Origin of the sequence: Streptococcus sp. S5, from assembly GCF_034134805.1 — a bacterium.
GTDB lineage: Bacteria > Bacillota > Bacilli > Lactobacillales > Streptococcaceae > Streptococcus > Streptococcus lingualis.
In genome coordinates this window covers 2,020,439-2,037,420 of sequence record NZ_CP139419.1, presented here as the reverse complement: position 1 = coordinate 2,037,420, position 16,982 = coordinate 2,020,439, and the positions used below count along the sequence as shown (strand labels likewise).

Genomic DNA, 16,982 nt, shown 5'->3' with positions numbered 1-16,982 from the left:
AGAGGTAAGAGAAATGGCAAAAGATATTAAATTTTCATCTGATGCACGTTCTGCAATGGTCCGTGGTGTCGATGTCTTAGCAGATACAGTGAAAGTTACGTTGGGCCCTAAAGGACGCAATGTTGTTCTTGAAAAATCATTTGGTTCACCCTTGATCACAAATGATGGGGTAACTATCGCAAAAGAAATCGAATTGGAAGATCATTTTGAAAATATGGGTGCCAAATTGGTGTCAGAAGTGGCTTCTAAGACTAATGATATCGCAGGTGACGGTACAACAACCGCAACGGTTTTGACTCAAGCCATCGTCCGTGAAGGAATCAAAAACGTCACTGCAGGAGCTAACCCAATTGGCATCCGCCGTGGGATTGAGACCGCTGTTGCAACAGCAGTAGAAGCTTTGAAAAACAATGCGATCCCAGTATCGAGCAAGGAAGCCATTGCTCAAGTAGCTGCTGTGTCTTCTCGTTCTGAAAAAGTCGGTGAGTACATCTCTGAAGCCATGGAAAAAGTTGGTAAAGATGGGGTCATCACGATTGAAGAGTCTCGTGGAATGGAAACAGAACTGGAAGTCGTTGAAGGCATGCAGTTTGACCGTGGTTACCTCTCACAATACATGGTCACTGATAATGAAAAAATGGTGGCAGACCTTGAAAATCCATACATTTTGATTACTGACAAGAAGATTTCAAATATCCAAGAAATCTTGCCATTGTTGGAAAGCATTCTTCAAAGCAACCGTCCACTCTTGATCATCGCAGATGATGTCGATGGCGAAGCTCTTCCAACACTTGTCTTGAACAAGATCCGCGGTACCTTTAATGTCGTAGCTGTCAAGGCACCAGGATTTGGTGATCGCCGCAAAGCCATGCTAGAAGACATTGCCATCTTGACAGGTGGTACAGTCATTACAGACGATCTTGGTTTGGAATTGAAAGATGCAACCATTGAAGCGCTTGGTCAAGCAGCTAAAGTGTCAGTTGATAAAGACAGTACCGTCATTGTCGAAGGTTCTGGTAACCCAGAAGCGATCGCTAACCGTGTGGCGGTCATCAAGTCACAAATCGAAACCACAACCTCTGAATTTGACCGTGAAAAATTACAAGAACGTTTGGCTAAATTGTCTGGTGGCGTTGCCGTAATCAAGGTTGGTGCTGCAACAGAAACAGAATTGAAAGAAATGAAACTCCGTATCGAAGATGCCCTTAATGCGACTCGCGCAGCCGTTGAAGAAGGGATCGTTGCCGGAGGTGGTACAGCTCTTGTCAATGTCATCTCTGCAGTCGCAGCCCTTGAATTAGAAGGGGATGAAGCAACAGGACGCAATATCGTTCTTCGTGCTTTGGAAGAGCCAGTGCGCCAAATTGCCCACAATGCCGGTTACGAAGGATCTATTGTGATTGATCGCTTGAAAAATGCCGAAGTCGGAACAGGTTTCAATGCTGCAACAGGTGAATGGGTGAATATGATTGATGCAGGAATCATCGACCCAGTTAAAGTGAGCCGTTCAGCCCTTCAAAACGCCGCTTCCGTAGCGAGTCTGATCTTGACGACCGAAGCAGTCGTAGCCAACAAACCAGAACCAGCAGCCCCAGCAGGACCAGGAATGGATCCAAGCATGATGGGTGGGATGATGTAAGACACTTAGCCTAAAGGGTGCTGAAGCACCTCGTTAGGCTACGGCAAGCACCATGGTGCCTTGCCGAAGTGTCTTACTAAGAAAATAAAGAAGGCATTATCGGCCTTCTTTATTTTCTGTCGTAACCGGTACACGATTGAGGCTTTGCCTCTCATCATTTGACGCCAGCCGCTATTGTGCGGTCTGGCTAATCGTCTCACTAGCTCAAAGGGAGTGGAAGATTCTTTCTAATCTTCGCGACCAATCATAGGGTGAGCTGAATGACGCAGTAGCTGATTGTGCTCTCCCTTCGCTTCTTAAGCTCGGAAGAGCTCTAATCAGCCTTGCGGGGGCGAGACAACGAACGAGTTTTTATAAAAACTCATTCTGTCTCGCTCCCTTTTCACGTCGTAACCGGTACACGATTGAGGCTTTGACTCTCATCATTTGACGCCAGCCGCTATTGTGCGGTCTACCTAATCATCTTACTAGCTCAAAGGGAGTGGAAGATTCTTTCTAATCTTCGCGACCAATCATAGGGTGAGCTGAATGACGCAGTAGCTGATTGTGCTCTCCCTTCGCTTCTTAAGCTCGGAAGAGCTCTAATCAGCCTTGCGGGGGCGAGACAACGAACGAGTTTTTATAAAAACTCATTCTGTCTCGCTCCCTTTTCACGTCATAACCTATGTAAAACAAAGAAGGCAATATCGGCCTTCTTTATTTTCTGTCGTAACCGTTGCATGATTGAGATTTCGTTTCTCATCATTGGACGGTAGCCGCTATTGTGTGGCCTACCTAATCGTCTGACTAGCTCAAAGGGAGTGGAAGATTCTTTCTAATCTTCGCGACCAATCATAGGGTGAGCTGAATGACGCAGTAGCTGATTGTGCTCTCCCTTCGCTTCTTAAGCTCGGAAGAGCTCTAATCAGCCTTGCGGGGGCGAGACAACGAACGAGTTTTTATAAAAACTCATTCTGTCTCGCTCCCCTTTTTATCGTACTTTGGGAATTTCATTTGTCATGGAATAATATTTTTATTTTAAATTTTGTAACAGAAATGATAAATACTAGTTAAAGAGGACTTGCGTAGATGCTTGGGAATCAAGTATTTGTGCTGTTTTCAGACGGAGGAATATTTGCCAACAAATTGCAATACAAATTAACTGATTTTGTAATAATTCTAGTGTATACTATTAAGAGTAGATCACAGGTCTACATTGTTGCAAGGGGAGAACTTCCCACATACATGTCTATTGACAATAAAACTTGATCGTAATATCGCTGTTAGTAAAATGAGAGTTTGAATATAGCATAGATTTTATCGACCTTTTTCATATTAAAAAATATTTTTCAAATTCCCCTTGCGCAAGCTCTTCCGGATTCCTCCGGGAGAGTTTTTTTGTTAAGGAGAAAAGGTAGAAGGGCTATTAAGTCTCTTTTGAAAGAGTGGCTCAGCAGGCATCATTTATGGTAAAATAGAACATATTCGTAGAGGGGAAGGAGTGAGGACTTTGTTGAAGATTTTTGTGTTAGAAGATGAATGGATCCAACAATCGCGTATCGAAGCGGTCTTGCAGGATCTCATCCGTCAAAAATTCTTGCAATGCAAAGCGCCAGAAGTGTTTGGGAAGTCAAGCCAGTTGCTGGATGCTATCACAGAGAGAGGCGCCCATCACCTATTCTTTTTAGATATCGAGATTAAAGGTGAGGAGAAAAAGGGGCTGGAGATCGCAAAAGAGATTCGTAAGAAAGATCCCCATGCGACCATTGTCTTTGTCACCACTCACTCTGAATTTATGCCCATTACCTTTCAGTACAAAGTGGCTGCCTTGGATTTTATCGATAAAACGCTGGGTGAGGAAGAGTTCAAAGAGAGAATCAGCTCAGCCATCGATTATACCTTGGAGCAAGCTGGGACCACGATTGCGCAAGATGCCTTTACGTTTGAGAGTGCGATGGCGCGTGTACAAGTTCCTTTTAATAAGATTTTGTATGTTGAAACGTCTCCAACCATTCACAAGGTCATTTTACACACCCAGGAAGAGCGCTTGGAATTTTACGCTAGTATTGCCGATATCGAAAAAGCAGATCCCCGCTTGTATCGGTGCCACCGCTCCTTTGTGGTGAATCCGCAAAATATTACGAAGATTGATAAAGAAGCCAAGAAAGCTTTTTTTGAAAATGGGGACAATTGCTTGATCTCACGGACCAAGTATAGAGGCTTACTGGAAGCTTTGAAAAAATAGAGGGAGAAAGAATTGCTGTTAACTATTCTAATGTCTTACCTAAAGTTCTTCGTCAGCATGCTGATCTATCGTCATATCAGTAGACAAGAGTTCACCTTGCGCTGGCTCTTTTTGTGCCCCTTCCTCTTCGCAATTATCTTTACCCTTGTACCACCGGTAGGCTTTTTTGGCTATTTCTTAGTATTTATTGCCTATAGTTTCTACCGAAATCGTAACATACGACACCTTTTGAATATTTTTTATGGGCTCTATCCGGTTGTCATGGAGAGTCTCATTGGGCGTCTCTTAGCCTTTTATGTCTTTCCAATGTTAGGGATCGTACTTGTTCATGAGGCATCTGTCAGCTGGTATGATGCTCTACTTGAATTGCTGGTCTTTCCTGTTTATATAGGAATCACTAAATTGTTAAAACTAGATTTTACAGATTTAAAAGTAGGGTTTCAACGGCAGTATTTTAATCGTTTCCTACTCCCAATGGATCTTTCCATGTTTGTGTATTTGCTCAGTGTTGTAGGTCTGGTGGTTTTTGAGGATGCTATTCCTCATGCAGATGCTTTACGGGAACAGTTAAATAGTATTTATCTGATTTTGTTTTTTGTGATGCTCTTGTATTTCAATGCAGTGTCCAAAGAACGATTGAAACAAGAGATTCTAGAGCAAAAAGATAGGCAACTGCAGGAATTAGCCACCTATAGCCAACACGTCGAAATGCTCTATGGGGAGATTCGTGCCTTTCGTCATGATTACCTGAATATTTTAACCAGTCTCAAATTAAGTATTGAGCACGAAGACCTCAATGCGATCAGGGAAGTCTATGAGAATGTTCTTCGAGAGAGTGGCCAGCAATTTTACAATAGTAAGTTTGATATTGCCAAACTCAGTCACATAGAAAATCCAGCTGTAAAAAGTGTTCTGTCCGCAAAATTATTGGAAGCTCAAAATAAAGGGATTGGGATCTCTGTCGAGATCGATGAACCTGTTCGTGATTTATTCATCGAGGTTTTAGATTTCATCACCTTCTTATCCATTCTTTGTGACAATGCTATTGAAGCGAGTCTCGAATCAGACGACCCCCAGCTGACCCTTGCCATGCTTCAGGAAACGAACTCCCTCATCTTAATAGTTGAAAATAGTACAAAAGCTGAAAAAATAGATCTGGCGAGAATTTTTGAAAAGGACTACTCGAGTAAAGGAGAGGGCCGCGGTCTTGGCTTGTACAAGATCCAACAATTACTGGAAAAGTATCCCAAAACGACAGTGTCTACCAAGAGTTCAAACTACCGATTTACTCAGAGCCTGACCTTTTGGAAGGAATAATAGAAGAGAGAGTGGGACAGAAATCGGTCATTCGTTAGAATTCGCTTTCGTCGTCCCACCTCCGCACAGTTGAGTAGGGCTGTAAAAGCTGATGAAATCAGCGTAGTAGAGCCCACTCAACCACTGCGTCTTGCTCGACAATCAAAAATAATTGAGAGGCTAGGACTTTTGTCCCAGCCTCTTTTTTGACCATTCGCGACGATTTTTTGACCGATTCTGACAGAGAGCCACAAAGCCTGTCCCTTTGAAGTATACTGTACACAAGATCAATAAGAAAAGAGGGATCGTATGTTTCAGGTAGCATCTATTACAAAATCATTTAAGGAGAAAGCTGTATTAAAGGGAGTGTCTTTTTCGATAGAAGAAGGAGACAAAATTGCCTTGCTGGGAAATAATGGAGCAGGAAAAAGCACCCTGTTCAACATTATCGCTGGGCAGCTCCAGGCTGATTCGGGGACGATAAAGACTTCGCTTGATTTTCAAAGGGAAATTGGGATGATGCCTCAGGGGGATCTGCTCATTGAGGATCTAACTGTTGCCGAACTCGTCGAATTAAAATGCCGGATGAATCAGCTGAAGCAGGCTGATATCAATGGACTCTTAGAAATGGTCGAATTAAGAGAATCAAGAGAGCAGATGGTGGGAAGTCTTTCCGGTGGTCAAAAGAGACGCTTGTCCTTGTTGTTAACCATTTTGAATCATCCAAAGTTGATTTTTTTAGATGAACCAACGACTGGCATGGACTTGGAAGCAGTGGATAATTTTTGGAAATTGCTGGAGCAGCAAGAGTTTACATCTGTTGTGGTGACCCATGATTTCAACCAAATTGATGCCTTTTTTACAAAAGTCCTGATTTTAAAAGAGGGTCGAATTGCTGCCGCAAAGGCTGTTGAGGACATTCACCAGGCTGGTCAAACCATAGAGCAGTATTTCCGAGAAGAGATGAGTAAAGGAGGGGAACAAGCATGAAAAAGATTCAATTAAAGCAAGTTTTACGAAATAAGCGCTTTGTATTATTCACCATTATTTTACCCATAGGCTGGTATATCTTCTTTGATCAGCTTCAAAAAGGGGTTTCGCCAAGTATTTTATTAGGCATTGCCGTATTTATCGGGGTCATTGGCAATAGCCTTGCAACCTTTAGTAAGCGAATCGCCTCAGATATTGGGTTTTATTCTTTTGAATCCCACTTTACAAGCTATAGTGTCAAGAACTATTTATGGGATCAATCGATCGTACAACTGATTTTGAACAGCTTGATCTTTTTAGCAGTACTAGTAGTTGCTGTTCTAGGTTTTCACTTTCCAGTGACGACTAGCCTGTTGGTGCAATTTTTCCTCTTATCCTTGATGGGGATCTACTTTAGCGTGATTGGCTTTGTTCTTGGGGTAAGAGTAGATGCCAAGACGATTGATACCATTGGCTTTCCTGTCATTATTTTGGCCGCTATGACCATTATTCCCTTTGATACGCTTGGCGCAAGTGGAGGATTTATGGACTTGGTTGGCAAGCTACAACGGGTATTCCCAGGCTATTATTATACAAAGCTGATCCAAGATTTGACTGAGAAACAAACGATTGATGCCACCCAATTAGCGCTCTTTGTTGCAGTATTTGGATTGAATTTGCTATTTTTCTATCTGCTCGTACCCAAAGGAAAAATGGGGAACTAAGAGCAGATAAAAAAGAGAGTGGGACAAAAGTCCTAGCCTCTCAATTGTTTTTGGATTGTCGAGCAAGACGCAGTGGTTGAGTGGGCTCTACTACGCTGATTTCATCAGCTTTTACAGCCCTACTCAACTGTGCGGAGGTGGGACGACGAAATCGAATTCTAACGAATTACCGATTTCTGTCCCACTCTCTTTTCTTTGCTATAAAACGGTTATTCGGTATTCGTTCGTCAAGTGCTTGGAAAGATCTTGCTATTCTAAAGTTCTAATGGAGAGCTTTTTTATTACATGCTAATAGAAAAAATCAATGCCGTAGTTTTCTTTTAGATAGGTCGCTAACTCGGCTTTTTCTTCCTCTCTAAATCGACAGAGGCTAAGGGCGAGACGCAATTTCAAGGTGCTTGTATTGATGATGATGTTTGACTTAGAAATATCTTCTAGCTGGGTGACTTCTCTGAGGTTAAAATCTAAATAGCAAGCCTTGCTGTTGACATGATCAGGGTCGCTGACGTCCACTTCAACATACGATGCTCGCAACAATTCTTCTTTGGGAATGAAGATTTCTTTTGAGAAGAAGAGTCCGGGATAGACCTCAATACCTTCAAAGGTGAATTCAAAGGAGACTCTGTGGCTAGTCAGTCTTTTGATGCCTGCAATTGTTGCGTAGATAGCAGCGAAAAAGAGGACGGTTGGAATCACAGTGAGAAGATTTAGTTGAGAAAAGTCGATCAATCCATGTAAGAGAAGAAAGAAAATTTGAATGAATATAGCCGATGCAAAGAGTAGATAGCCACCACCGACATATTTTGAATAATAGATTTTCATTTTGGACTCCTTACATTTTAAATGCTATGAAAACTCGGAATTTCAAGTACCCTTATCATAGCGGATTCAGGCAAGAACTGTCAATTGTTTGGTAGGGTTCAAAGCTGGTTTTTATTTTAAATGGAATAACAATGGTGTAGAATGATTTAACTTCGTAAGCTACATTATAGTATATAAAAATATGAGCCAATGCTTTTGAAATAAGCAAAAAGCCTTGGTTTTCAAGGCTTTTTGTGCATAAAAAATGCCCCCTACATGAATTTGTAAGAACTTTTCATATTGAAAATAAACAAAAATGTTGAAATATAAGTGATTTTAGGGAAGTACTTTTAGGTATTTTCAATGTCAGGATTTAAAAATGGGGCAAAAGTGGGGCAAAAACAAATTAACGAAAAAAATATCGAGTTCGTGCATCAAGTAAATGATAAATTGCAAGAATAAGTGCAACATTTACTCGAACTCATCCTCTAGAGCTTCACTAGCAGTTCTGTAAGTTAAACATTTTCGTGTTCGGTGATTGATATCAAATAAAGCCTTGGAAACCAAGGCTTTTTTAATGCTATAAACTCATTAAAACAACTCCCAGTAAGGTGTGGAATGTTTTTTAGTCTGTGTCATATAAAAATAAATAGAATGAATAGCTATAGCTAGAGCTAAAATGGTTGTAATACTTACTACTATTATAGGATTAGAAGCAAAGATTAAAGAGAGAATCAAGGCAGCCAGATAGAGTGTAGCTTGGACACAGTAGTAACTTTTCGAATAGCGAAGATAGTGTTTGTTATAGGGCCCATTTGCTAGGACAGCAGCTTGGAAGAGGCCAATTCCGATATAAAAGAAGCTGGTTGCAAAGAGACGATTAGCTTCAGGATTCTGAAGAAATCCCATCGATACAGTCATCATCATAAGTCCAATGAAAATAGGATAGTGACTGTAAATTAGAAATAGCCCCTTTTGATTAGATTTTTCATCAATAGCATGGTCGAATTGACCAAAATAAAACAAGAACAGAGAAATCATAATAATGAAATAAAGAACCGAATAAATCGAGAAATTCTCGATTGTAAAGAAGTTAGCTAGATTCGTAATCATCTCTCCAAACATAATAATGACAAGAAGGGAGATGCGCTCGATTAAATGGGGGAGATTTACCTGGAAATGATCATCTTTACTAATCGAGGTAATTGGCGTAATAAATGTTAGCAGAATACTAGCATAAAGGATATAGACTCCAATGTAAATAGGAAGAAGAGCTGCTAGATAGATTTCTAAACTTCGTAGACCTGTTATCCATAGAAAACCTTTGATACTTTCCCTATGAACATTATCGGTTGATTTTTTAAAAAACTCAACCAAATATTGAAAAAATAAGGTAAGGGTTAATGTACCAATAGCCCAACAGACATAATGAAAATATTGTTGCCAATCAGGTCCAATCATATTGGCTATAAAGAGTAAAATTCCCATTTTGATAAACATGATTACTATGTTAAATAAAGAGTTCTTTCCATAGCGATTGGTATAATCGGTTTGAATCATCCAGGAATCGATGAGAAGCAAGACAGACATGAAAAAATCAAGCAAAGAATTCCAAGTCAAAATACCGTTATGAAGATGGTGAATTAAAGCAGTTACTTTTGAAATCGCAAAAACAAAAACTAGATCATAAAAAAGTTCTGAAAATTCTACACGTTTGTGTTTGATAAGGTTTGTCATAGTAAGTTCCTTTTAGTTAAGATGTACAATTTATTATAACAGAAAATGGCAATGAAAGAGAAGGGTATGAAGTGATCTTTAAAAAGTCTGACTTGGAGAAGCCTTTCCTCACAGCCAATAATGTCATGTTAGACTACCTCGAACCACAGCTCAAGGAACGCTTAGCAGAAGCAATGACCAGTGAAAGTTTCACAGGGATTGTCTAGCAAAAACTCTATCAGGCTATTCCAATTTTCAATCATTTCTTATTTTGGTTCCCATAAGCTTTAATTCATAATCTAATTATATGGTATTTCATTCTTTTTTTGTTCTTTTCAAAGCGTTATGAGGACTTGAAATTTTTTTATGATTTTTAATTAGTAAAGAGTTGAACTATAGTGAATATTGTGTAACAATAGGTAATATATAAACCATTAATAGAATAGAAATAATACTTTCTTACCTTTACAAGTAGTATTGGTTATACATTTTTTCGTCGCAATTGTGTCTATCTCTCGAGTTTAGCTAGTTTTTATAAGCTCTGGTTTCTAATCAATATAACAAATTTTAGAAGTGCATAAGACAAGATGGTGACATTACTACAGTCATTTCTAGTCACCATATGTTGCTGGCACAGGCTGTTTGTAGTGTTGGCTATTTACTAGTCAGTTTAATCGGAGTGTTTAATTTTTATTGTTGAAAGGTTTTTATATGGCGAAAATTCTATCTTTAGGTCTGACAGGTAAGAAATTACTTGCTCAGGGGTTCTTGTTTGTTCTGCTAGGTCTCATCTTGATGGTCACGGGGACTTGGTTGCCAGTAAAGGTTATTCGACTGGTTCTGTTTTTAGCTTGGATAGCAACGGTCTTAGATTTAGTATTACGTATTTTCAAAAAAAGTCAGTCAACGGACACCTTGGGAGTTGCACTGGTTAAATTGTTAGTGCTGGGATATTTGCTTGGCTCCAATCTTGCGACTGATATACCGATTTATGTTCTGGCTCTTGTGATTGGAGTTTATCAGATTTTTAGGGCCACGATTAATCTTGTCACCTATGTTCTCTACCGTAAAAATAATATTCGACCTCGTTTTCGTCTCTTACTAGATGGTATTCTACTAGTTTTTCTTGGTGGAGCTAGTCTTTTGTCCTCTACGGGAAATTCTGTCTTTCAACTCTTTGTTTTAGGGGCTTATTTTTTCCTTTATGGTCTGTCCAATATCCGTGACGGTTTCTTATTTGAAGGGGAAATTGGGAAAAACCATCTCAAACGTCGCATTAGAATTAGCTTACCTATTGTCCTAGCCGCTCTCATCCCTGCAAGAACTTTAGCAAAAATTAACAAATTTATGCTGGAAAATGCTGATGAGGAAGAAGATATCCATCTTGGAATAGTGAAGTCTGGTAAGACAGCAGAGCTAGAAATTTTTGTTCATACAGCTGAGACCTCCCTGTTTTCAGCTATTGGTCATGTGGATATCTGCTATCAGGGCCGTGTTATTTCTTATGGCAACTATGATCCGTCATCTGAGACCTTATTTGGTATGGTAGGAGATGGTGTCTTATATTTCTGTGACCGCGATAAGTACATTGATCTATGTAAACGTGAGAGTCAAAAAATGGTTACGGAATAGATTTGACACCGGAAATGGAAGAAGCGGTTCAGGAAAAATTAGCTGAATTAAAACAACTAACGATTCCTTGGGAGCCAAGCGCAGATAAAATTAAAACGGAAGATGGTAAGGAAGACTACACCTACGCTTATAAAATCAGACATGAGACGGATGGGGAACTTTATAAATTTATCAAATCTAAGTTTAAATCCTACTTTGTCTTGTCCACAAACTGTGTGCTCTTGGCTGATACCATAGTCGGTCAAGCTGGAACAGATATCCTCTCACCAAAAGGATTTATCGCTCCAGGAACTTACCAAGCCTACCTTGATCGAGAGTTTGAAAAACCAAATAGTATAGTCGTATCTAAACATGTTTATTAAGGAGAATTTATGAACTTAGTTAAAAAATATACCCCGTTAATCCTTTTTATAGGGCTGGTTGCTCTTGTAATTCTGAATGCATCGAGCTTTATATCAGGAGCAATCTCTCTCTTTGATGTAACATCAACCTTGATTTATGGTGCTGTTATTGCTTTTGTGCTTAATGTTCCTATGAAAAAAATTGAACAGTACTTAGTTAAATTGAAGGTAAAGGCAGAGTTGCGTCGTCCGATTGCCATGGTACTTGTTTTCCTAGCTCTTATCTTAATCGTGATTGCTCTTTTGGTTTTGGTGCTGCCAACCCTAGCTCAGACTATTAGTCAGCTGGGAACAGTCCTTTCAACAGTCCTTACTCAACTTGGGAAATTGCTAGGCAGCTCGGAATTTGTAACCAAAGACATGTTGTCAACTATCGTATCAGGCATACAGGGACAATCTAGTTCTATTAGCCAAGCTTTGATAGGTTTTTTATCAGGTCTGACTAGTAATATCGGCAATATTTTTTCAAGTTTGATGAATGCCTTTTTGATTATAGTCTTCACCTTTTTATTTTTATCCAGTAAGGAACATTTGGCAGCGATGACGAGTCGACTTCTAAAAGTTTTTCTTCCAGAGAAGGTGGTGATAAAGTTGACTTACATTGGACAAGTAGCACTAGAGACTTATGACCAATTTTTGATGAGTCAGCTGATTGAAGCAGTTATCATAGGAGTTATGATAGCGGTTGGTTACAGCCTGTTTGGGATACCCTATGGAGTAATGACAGGTATATTTGCAGGAGTGCTATCGTTCATTCCTTATGTAGGGCCTATGATTGCTTGTGTTGTGGGAGCGATTTTTATCTTCACAGTGAGTCCTACTCAAGCCTTACTTTCTCTTCTTCTATATCAAGTTATACAGCTGATTGAAGGAAACCTTATTTATCCAAAAGTTGTAGGTCAGTCTATTGGTTTACCAGCTATTTTCACGCTTGCGGCTGCTAGTATTGGAGGCAATCTCTTTGGCTTACTTGGGATGATATTCTTTACCCCCGTATTTGCTGTTATCTATCGATTGGTTAAGGAATTTGTCGTTGCAAAGGAAAATCAGCTAGATTAAGAAAAACTAAATTTAATAAGATATACTGAGAAGAGAGTGAAAGATTCTCTTCTCTTTTATTTTTAAATACTTTGCTACAAAAAGCTATTGGACGTCAAAAAAAGCTGAGAATGTAACTTCCCAGCTATTTTAATATGCCCAAAATGGCAGCTAGATTATTTACGAAAGGCATCAATAATGTAGGTGAAGCCAGTAACTAAAAATGAAAAGGCAATGACATAAACGACAAAGACACCTGTAGCCACTGGATTGAACAGAATCACTAGACCTAGTAAAAATTCAAGCAAGGCTACCCACGTGATATTGCTACCAATAATAGGGAAAATCAATCCTAGACGATTGCCTTTAAAGAAAGCAATAATGGCTTCTACAATTAACCAAATTCCTACAATGGTCGGAATGACGACCGGCAGGGTCACAAAGCCATAAGCAACGAGGTAAAGAGCTAAGAGAAGACTAACAAATCCTTGGAAAAGATAAAAAGGTGAGCGAAGCTCTTTTGGTGCAGAGAAATAGCCTAAAATAGCTGCTATAGAAGAAACCAGTAAACCAAATGAAATCCACCAGCTGTAAGCAACAAGATTAGCTACTGGGTTTGTAAATAGGAAAAGTCCTAAAAGGACAAAAACAACTCCTGCAAGGAATAGCAGTAAACGATTAGAAAATTTCATTTCAATACCCCCTATATAGTATAGTTTCTAATAAAACTATTGTACTTATTTTTATAGAAAATGTCAATAAAATAAATAAACAATTTGGAAGTTTCAGTCTGACTTACAAAAAGAAAAGGAGTTTTCACTCCTTTTCACAGATTGAAGACAAAGTCCTTATAAAAGTGTCTTCTAAAGATTTTAACTTCAATCTGAAGCGAGGTTATCCTCGCTTTTTCTATTTATCAAACAATTCCTTATTTTCAATTAAGAGTTCTAGTGGAGATTTATCCCTTGCTTCAATAAAACCAGGTTCATATTGGTTATGAAGTGTTCTTTTCTGAGAAGTTGGATCAATATACAACTCATCTCCATCTTCTGTGTATAGTTGGTTGCCTCTTGTTAAGTAAAGTAAATCCTCTAAGTACTGTCCATCAGTTTCTAGAAAATCTTCGATGTATTTGACAGCTTTTAAAATCTCACTTACTTTATCAGAGTATTCATTAGATTCAAGAACACTCTTTTCTAACTCAATCTCTTTACTAGTTCCAAATAGTTGGGTTGGAGTTGCATTAAAATATTCTGCTATCTTATCCAAATTTGCAAAGGTAGGATAGCTTTTTTGTTTTTCGTAATCAGAGATGTCTGGAAAGATTGCTCATAAAAAAATGTGGGGCAAATGATGGGGCAAATCAGTTATAGACAAGCAAAAAAGCCTTATAAATCAAGGCTTTTTCCTGTTGATTTAGATGCCCCCTGCAGGGCTCGAACCTGCGACCCATAGATTAAGAGTCTACTGCTCTACCAACTGAGCTAAGGAGGCAAAAAAAAGCTGTATTGGTGCCGAAACTTCACGGTTTGTATTGAACCCGCGCAATTAAGCAGGTGGGCAACTTGCTCTAACTGAAGCTGCTTCCGCGTGATACGGCCTGCATGCTGTTAGAAGTCCTTTGTTTCCCTAATAATACAAAAAATAGTCGGTCAACACTTAAGTGTGAAGTCGTACACCACAGCGTTTCTATATGTATATGATACCATATTTCAAAAAAATTTCAAGGGAAAATCTCAATTTTTTGGAACCGATATCACCTTTTCTTGAGTTGATCAATCTTCTCTTTTGTCGCCCCTAGGGCTCGCTCGTATTTGCCATTTTCATTGGGAGTGAAATAAGAGGCCCCCTTAAGCTTGTCTGGTAGATAGTCCTGTTGGACCCAATTGCCAGGATAATTGTGGGGATACTTGTAGTCTTGGGCATTTCCCAAGGTCTTGCTTCCGGCATAGTGACCATCCCGTAAATGGCGGGGGATAGGAAGATTACCCGACTTCCGGAGGTCAGATAAGGCTTTGTCCATGGCGACGTAGGCCGAGTTGGACTTAGGCGAAAGAGACAGGTCGATGACGATGTTGGCGATGAGGATGCGGGCTTCGGGGAAGCCGATGCGCTCCGCTGCCTGAAGGGCTGTCACCGTATGGATCTGCGCATCTGGATTGGCCAGGCCGATATCTTCGTAGGCAATGACCGTCAAGCGACGGGCTAAGCTGGGTAGATCGCCCGCTTCGATCAAACGTGCGGCGTAGTGGAGACTAGCATCGACATCGGATCCGCGGATGGACTTTTGCAGAGCAGAGAGGACATCGTAGTGACCGTCTCCGTCCTTGTCCATGGTGATATAGCTGCGCTGGAGGCTGTTTTCCATGATCTCTAGCGTAATATGGCGAATCCCTTCTGCATTTTCAGAAGTTGACAACACCGCCAGATCGAGAGAATTAAAGGCAGAGCGAAGATCTCCATTGGTTGAGGTAGCGATGAAATCCAAAGCGTCCTCATCGAGCACGACTGGAAAGTCAAAGCCACGGTCGGGATCATCCAGCGCCGTTTTTAGAGCTTGCTTGACCTCCTCTGTCGTCAACGGTTCCAGCTCAAAGATTTGTACCCGGCTACGAATAGCGGGTGTGACAGAGAAAAAGGGATTTTCAGTCGTTGCACCGATCATGATGACCAGACCACTTTCGAGCAAAGGCAGGAGAAAATCTTGTTTAGTTTTATCGAGGCGATGGATCTCGTCCAAAAGCAGGACCAAGCCGCCAGAAAATTTGGCTTCCTCTGCGATTTCTTGTAGGCGTTTTTTACTGTCAACCGTTGCATTAAAAGTCCGAAAGGCATACTTGGTCGTTCCTGCGATCGCAGAAGCAATACTGGTCTTTCCGATCCCCGGAGGTCCATAGAGAATCATAGAGGACAGACGATTGGCCTCGACCATGCGACGAATGATTTTGCCTTCTCCAACCAGGTGCTGTTGACCGATGACTTGATCGATCGTCCGTGGTCGCATACGGAGTGCGAGATTGTCGGGCATTTCCTTCTCCTTTCTAGCTTTGTCTCCTTTCAAAGAGGCGGTTTTTATGGTAAGATTGTAGTAACTATTGTATCATATTCCGCTCTAAGAGTGGGAAATTAGAAAGAGGACGCTATGTCTAAATACGGATTTTTGGATGTTTTAGAAGAGGAGATGGACAAGGTTTTTCCTTTTGATTTTGAGATCAATTGGGATAAGAAAAACCATGCGGTAGAAGTGGCTTTTCTCTTGGAAGCGCAGAATACGGGAGGGGTTGCACTGGTTGATGAAGCTGGCGAAGAATCTGACGAGGATATCTTCTTTGAAGAAGCCGTGCTCTTCTACAATCCAGCCAAGTCTCATGTGGAGGAAGATGCCTATTTAACAGCGATTCCTTATGAGCCTAAAAAAGGCTTGTCTCGTGAGTTTCTAGCCTATTTTGCGACTTTCCTCCGAGATACAGCCGAGCTGGCCTTGGATGAGCTCATGGATTTCTTAGCAGACGAAGAAGCAGAGAGCTTTGAGATCGTCTGGAACCAAGAAGTTTTTGAAGAAGGCAAAGTTGGCCTAGATGAAAGCACCTTTTATCCTTATCCGAGATACTAGGAGGGAAAGCTCATGCTTGAGGATTGCTTAGAAGCACGATTCGAATTTACGGGTTGTAAAATTGCCTTGATTTGTGAGGGGCAAATTTTGACCATCTTGCGCGATGATAAAGAAACGATTCCTTACCCCAATATGTGGGACTTGCCAGGTGGTGGTCGGGAAGGAAATGAGACACCTTTTGAGTGTGTGGCGCGTGAGGTTTATGAGGAATTGAACATCCAACTGTCGAAAGATGACGTCATCTGGTCTGGGATCTATCCTGGCATCTTGGATGAGAAGAAACAGTTTGTTTTTCTAGTTGGCAATCTAGCCCAAGAAGAGTTTGATCGCATCGACTTTGGAGATGAGGGACAGGGCTATAAGTTAGTGAGCTTTGAAGAGTTTTTAACTTCAGATCGAGTTGTTCCCCAATTGCAAGAACGAGTACGTGATTATGTGGAGGAAAGTGTATGATAAGACTTGAGAAAGCAGGAGCAGAGGATTTAGAAACCATTATTGCCATTCAAAGAGCCAGTTTTAAGGCAGTTTATGAAAAATACCAGGATGAATATGATCCTTATCTGGAGGACCGTGAACGAATCAAATGGAAACTGGCAGAGCGTCCCAATAGCTATTACTACTTTGTAAAAAAAGATGAAGAAAACATCGGATTTTTACGAGTTCAGACCAATGAAGAGTTAACGGAAGCTTGGTTGGGGACCGCAGCGATTCTGCCTCCGTATCAGGGAAAAGGGTATGGATCTGAAGGATTGCGCTTGCTAGAAGAGGAATTTTCAACCGTTAGACAATGGGATTTGTGTACGGTGTTACAGGATGCAGGCATGGTCGCGTTCTACGAGAAGAATGGCTACCATCAAACCCATATCGAGCCTGAAAAAGAAGGCATGGATATGGTCTACATGAAAAAATTGATAGAGAAATAGAAAGG

Annotated in this window: 14 protein-coding genes, 1 tRNA gene, 1 other RNA gene and 2 pseudogenes; 11 read left to right on the top strand and 7 right to left on the bottom strand. The window is 40.5% G+C overall.

The window, feature by feature from the left end:
* The first annotated feature begins 13 nt into the window (after positions 1–13).
* The 5 genes from groL (at position 14) to SM123_RS09810 (ending at position 6,853) form a co-directional block, all read left to right on the top strand.
* Entirely contained in the window at positions 14–1,639 is a 1,626-nt protein-coding gene (groL, locus tag SM123_RS09830) for a chaperonin GroEL (RefSeq protein WP_003004647.1), read from the top strand.
* Positions 1,640–3,128: 1,489 nt separating this feature from the next.
* The gene (locus SM123_RS09825; protein WP_037608250.1) at positions 3,129–3,863 is read left to right on the top strand and encodes a response regulator transcription factor; all 735 of its coding nucleotides are present in this window, start codon (positions 3,129–3,131) and stop codon (positions 3,861–3,863) included.
* Positions 3,864–3,875: 12 nt separating this feature from the next.
* Positions 3,876–5,180 carry a sensor histidine kinase gene (locus SM123_RS09820; RefSeq protein ID WP_320909529.1) on the top strand — a complete coding sequence of 435 codons (1,305 nt, stop codon included), beginning with the start codon at positions 3,876–3,878 and terminating at the stop codon, positions 5,178–5,180.
* A gap of 288 nt (positions 5,181–5,468) precedes the next feature.
* Positions 5,469–6,149, top strand: a complete 681-nt coding sequence (locus SM123_RS09815; RefSeq protein WP_320909528.1) for an ABC transporter ATP-binding protein — start codon at positions 5,469–5,471, stop codon at positions 6,147–6,149.
* The gene (locus tag SM123_RS09810; RefSeq protein ID WP_320909527.1) at positions 6,146–6,853 is read left to right on the top strand and encodes an ABC transporter; all 708 of its coding nucleotides are present in this window, start codon (positions 6,146–6,148) and stop codon (positions 6,851–6,853) included. The genes SM123_RS09815 and SM123_RS09810 overlap by 4 nt, the downstream gene beginning before the upstream one ends.
* Positions 6,854–7,141: 288 nt before the next feature.
* Here SM123_RS09810 and SM123_RS09805 read toward each other — a convergent pair whose 3' ends face one another.
* Both SM123_RS09805 and SM123_RS09800 read right to left on the bottom strand, forming a co-directional pair.
* Positions 7,142–7,675 carry a hypothetical protein gene (locus SM123_RS09805; RefSeq protein WP_049474411.1) on the bottom strand — a complete coding sequence of 178 codons (534 nt, stop codon included), beginning with the start codon at positions 7,673–7,675 and terminating at the stop codon, positions 7,142–7,144.
* 570 nt (positions 7,676–8,245) lie between these two features.
* Positions 8,246–9,391: a low temperature requirement protein A gene (locus SM123_RS09800; RefSeq protein ID WP_320909526.1), complete on the bottom strand. Its 1,146-nt coding sequence runs from the start codon at positions 9,389–9,391 to the stop codon at positions 8,246–8,248.
* A gap of 59 nt (positions 9,392–9,450) precedes the next feature.
* Here SM123_RS09800 and SM123_RS09795 point away from each other — a divergent pair.
* From SM123_RS09795 to SM123_RS09785, 3 genes and pseudogenes are all read left to right on the top strand, one after another.
* Positions 9,451–9,594, top strand: a pseudogene (locus SM123_RS09795) (AraC family transcriptional regulator); the annotation flags it as partial.
* A 487-nt stretch (positions 9,595–10,081) separates the two neighbouring features.
* Positions 10,082–11,364, top strand: a pseudogene (locus SM123_RS09790) (DUF308 domain-containing protein).
* A 9-nt stretch (positions 11,365–11,373) separates the two neighbouring features.
* Positions 11,374–12,462, top strand: coding sequence for an AI-2E family transporter (locus SM123_RS09785; RefSeq protein ID WP_185761104.1), 1,089 nt, complete (start codon positions 11,374–11,376; stop codon positions 12,460–12,462).
* A 155-nt stretch (positions 12,463–12,617) separates the two neighbouring features.
* Here SM123_RS09785 and SM123_RS09780 read toward each other — a convergent pair whose 3' ends face one another.
* From SM123_RS09780 to SM123_RS09765, 5 genes are all read right to left on the bottom strand, one after another.
* Positions 12,618–13,133: an HdeD family acid-resistance protein gene (locus tag SM123_RS09780; RefSeq protein WP_320909525.1), complete on the bottom strand. Its 516-nt coding sequence runs from the start codon at positions 13,131–13,133 to the stop codon at positions 12,618–12,620.
* Between the two features lie 217 nt (positions 13,134–13,350).
* A complete protein-coding gene (locus SM123_RS09775; protein ID WP_225305933.1) occupies positions 13,351–13,767 on the bottom strand; it encodes a helix-turn-helix domain-containing protein in 417 nt (138 codons plus the stop codon).
* A gap of 95 nt (positions 13,768–13,862) precedes the next feature.
* A tRNA-Lys gene (locus SM123_RS09770) sits at positions 13,863–13,935 on the bottom strand.
* Between the two features lie 2 nt (positions 13,936–13,937).
* Positions 13,938–14,131, bottom strand: a non-coding RNA gene (ssrS, locus tag SM123_RS10315) — 6S RNA.
* Between the two features lie 66 nt (positions 14,132–14,197).
* Complete coding sequence (locus SM123_RS09765; protein WP_320909524.1) at positions 14,198–15,469, bottom strand: replication-associated recombination protein A; 1,272 nt, start codon at positions 15,467–15,469, stop codon at positions 14,198–14,200.
* Between the two features lie 114 nt (positions 15,470–15,583).
* On the opposite strand from SM123_RS09765, the gene SM123_RS09760 reads away from it, so the two are divergent.
* Genes SM123_RS09760 through SM123_RS09750 form a run of 3 tightly spaced genes read left to right on the top strand, consistent with a single transcriptional unit; the run spans position 15,584 to position 16,977 of the window.
* Entirely contained in the window at positions 15,584–16,054 is a 471-nt protein-coding gene (locus SM123_RS09760; RefSeq protein WP_155125043.1) for a DUF3013 family protein, read from the top strand.
* 12 nt (positions 16,055–16,066) lie between these two features.
* On the top strand, positions 16,067–16,507 hold the full coding sequence (locus SM123_RS09755) for an NUDIX hydrolase (RefSeq protein WP_320909523.1): 441 nt from the start codon (positions 16,067–16,069) through the stop codon (positions 16,505–16,507).
* A complete protein-coding gene (locus tag SM123_RS09750) occupies positions 16,504–16,977 on the top strand; it encodes a GNAT family N-acetyltransferase (protein WP_320909522.1) in 474 nt (157 codons plus the stop codon). Before SM123_RS09755 ends, SM123_RS09750 begins: the two co-directional genes overlap by 4 nt.
* Positions 16,978–16,982 lie beyond the last annotated feature (5 nt).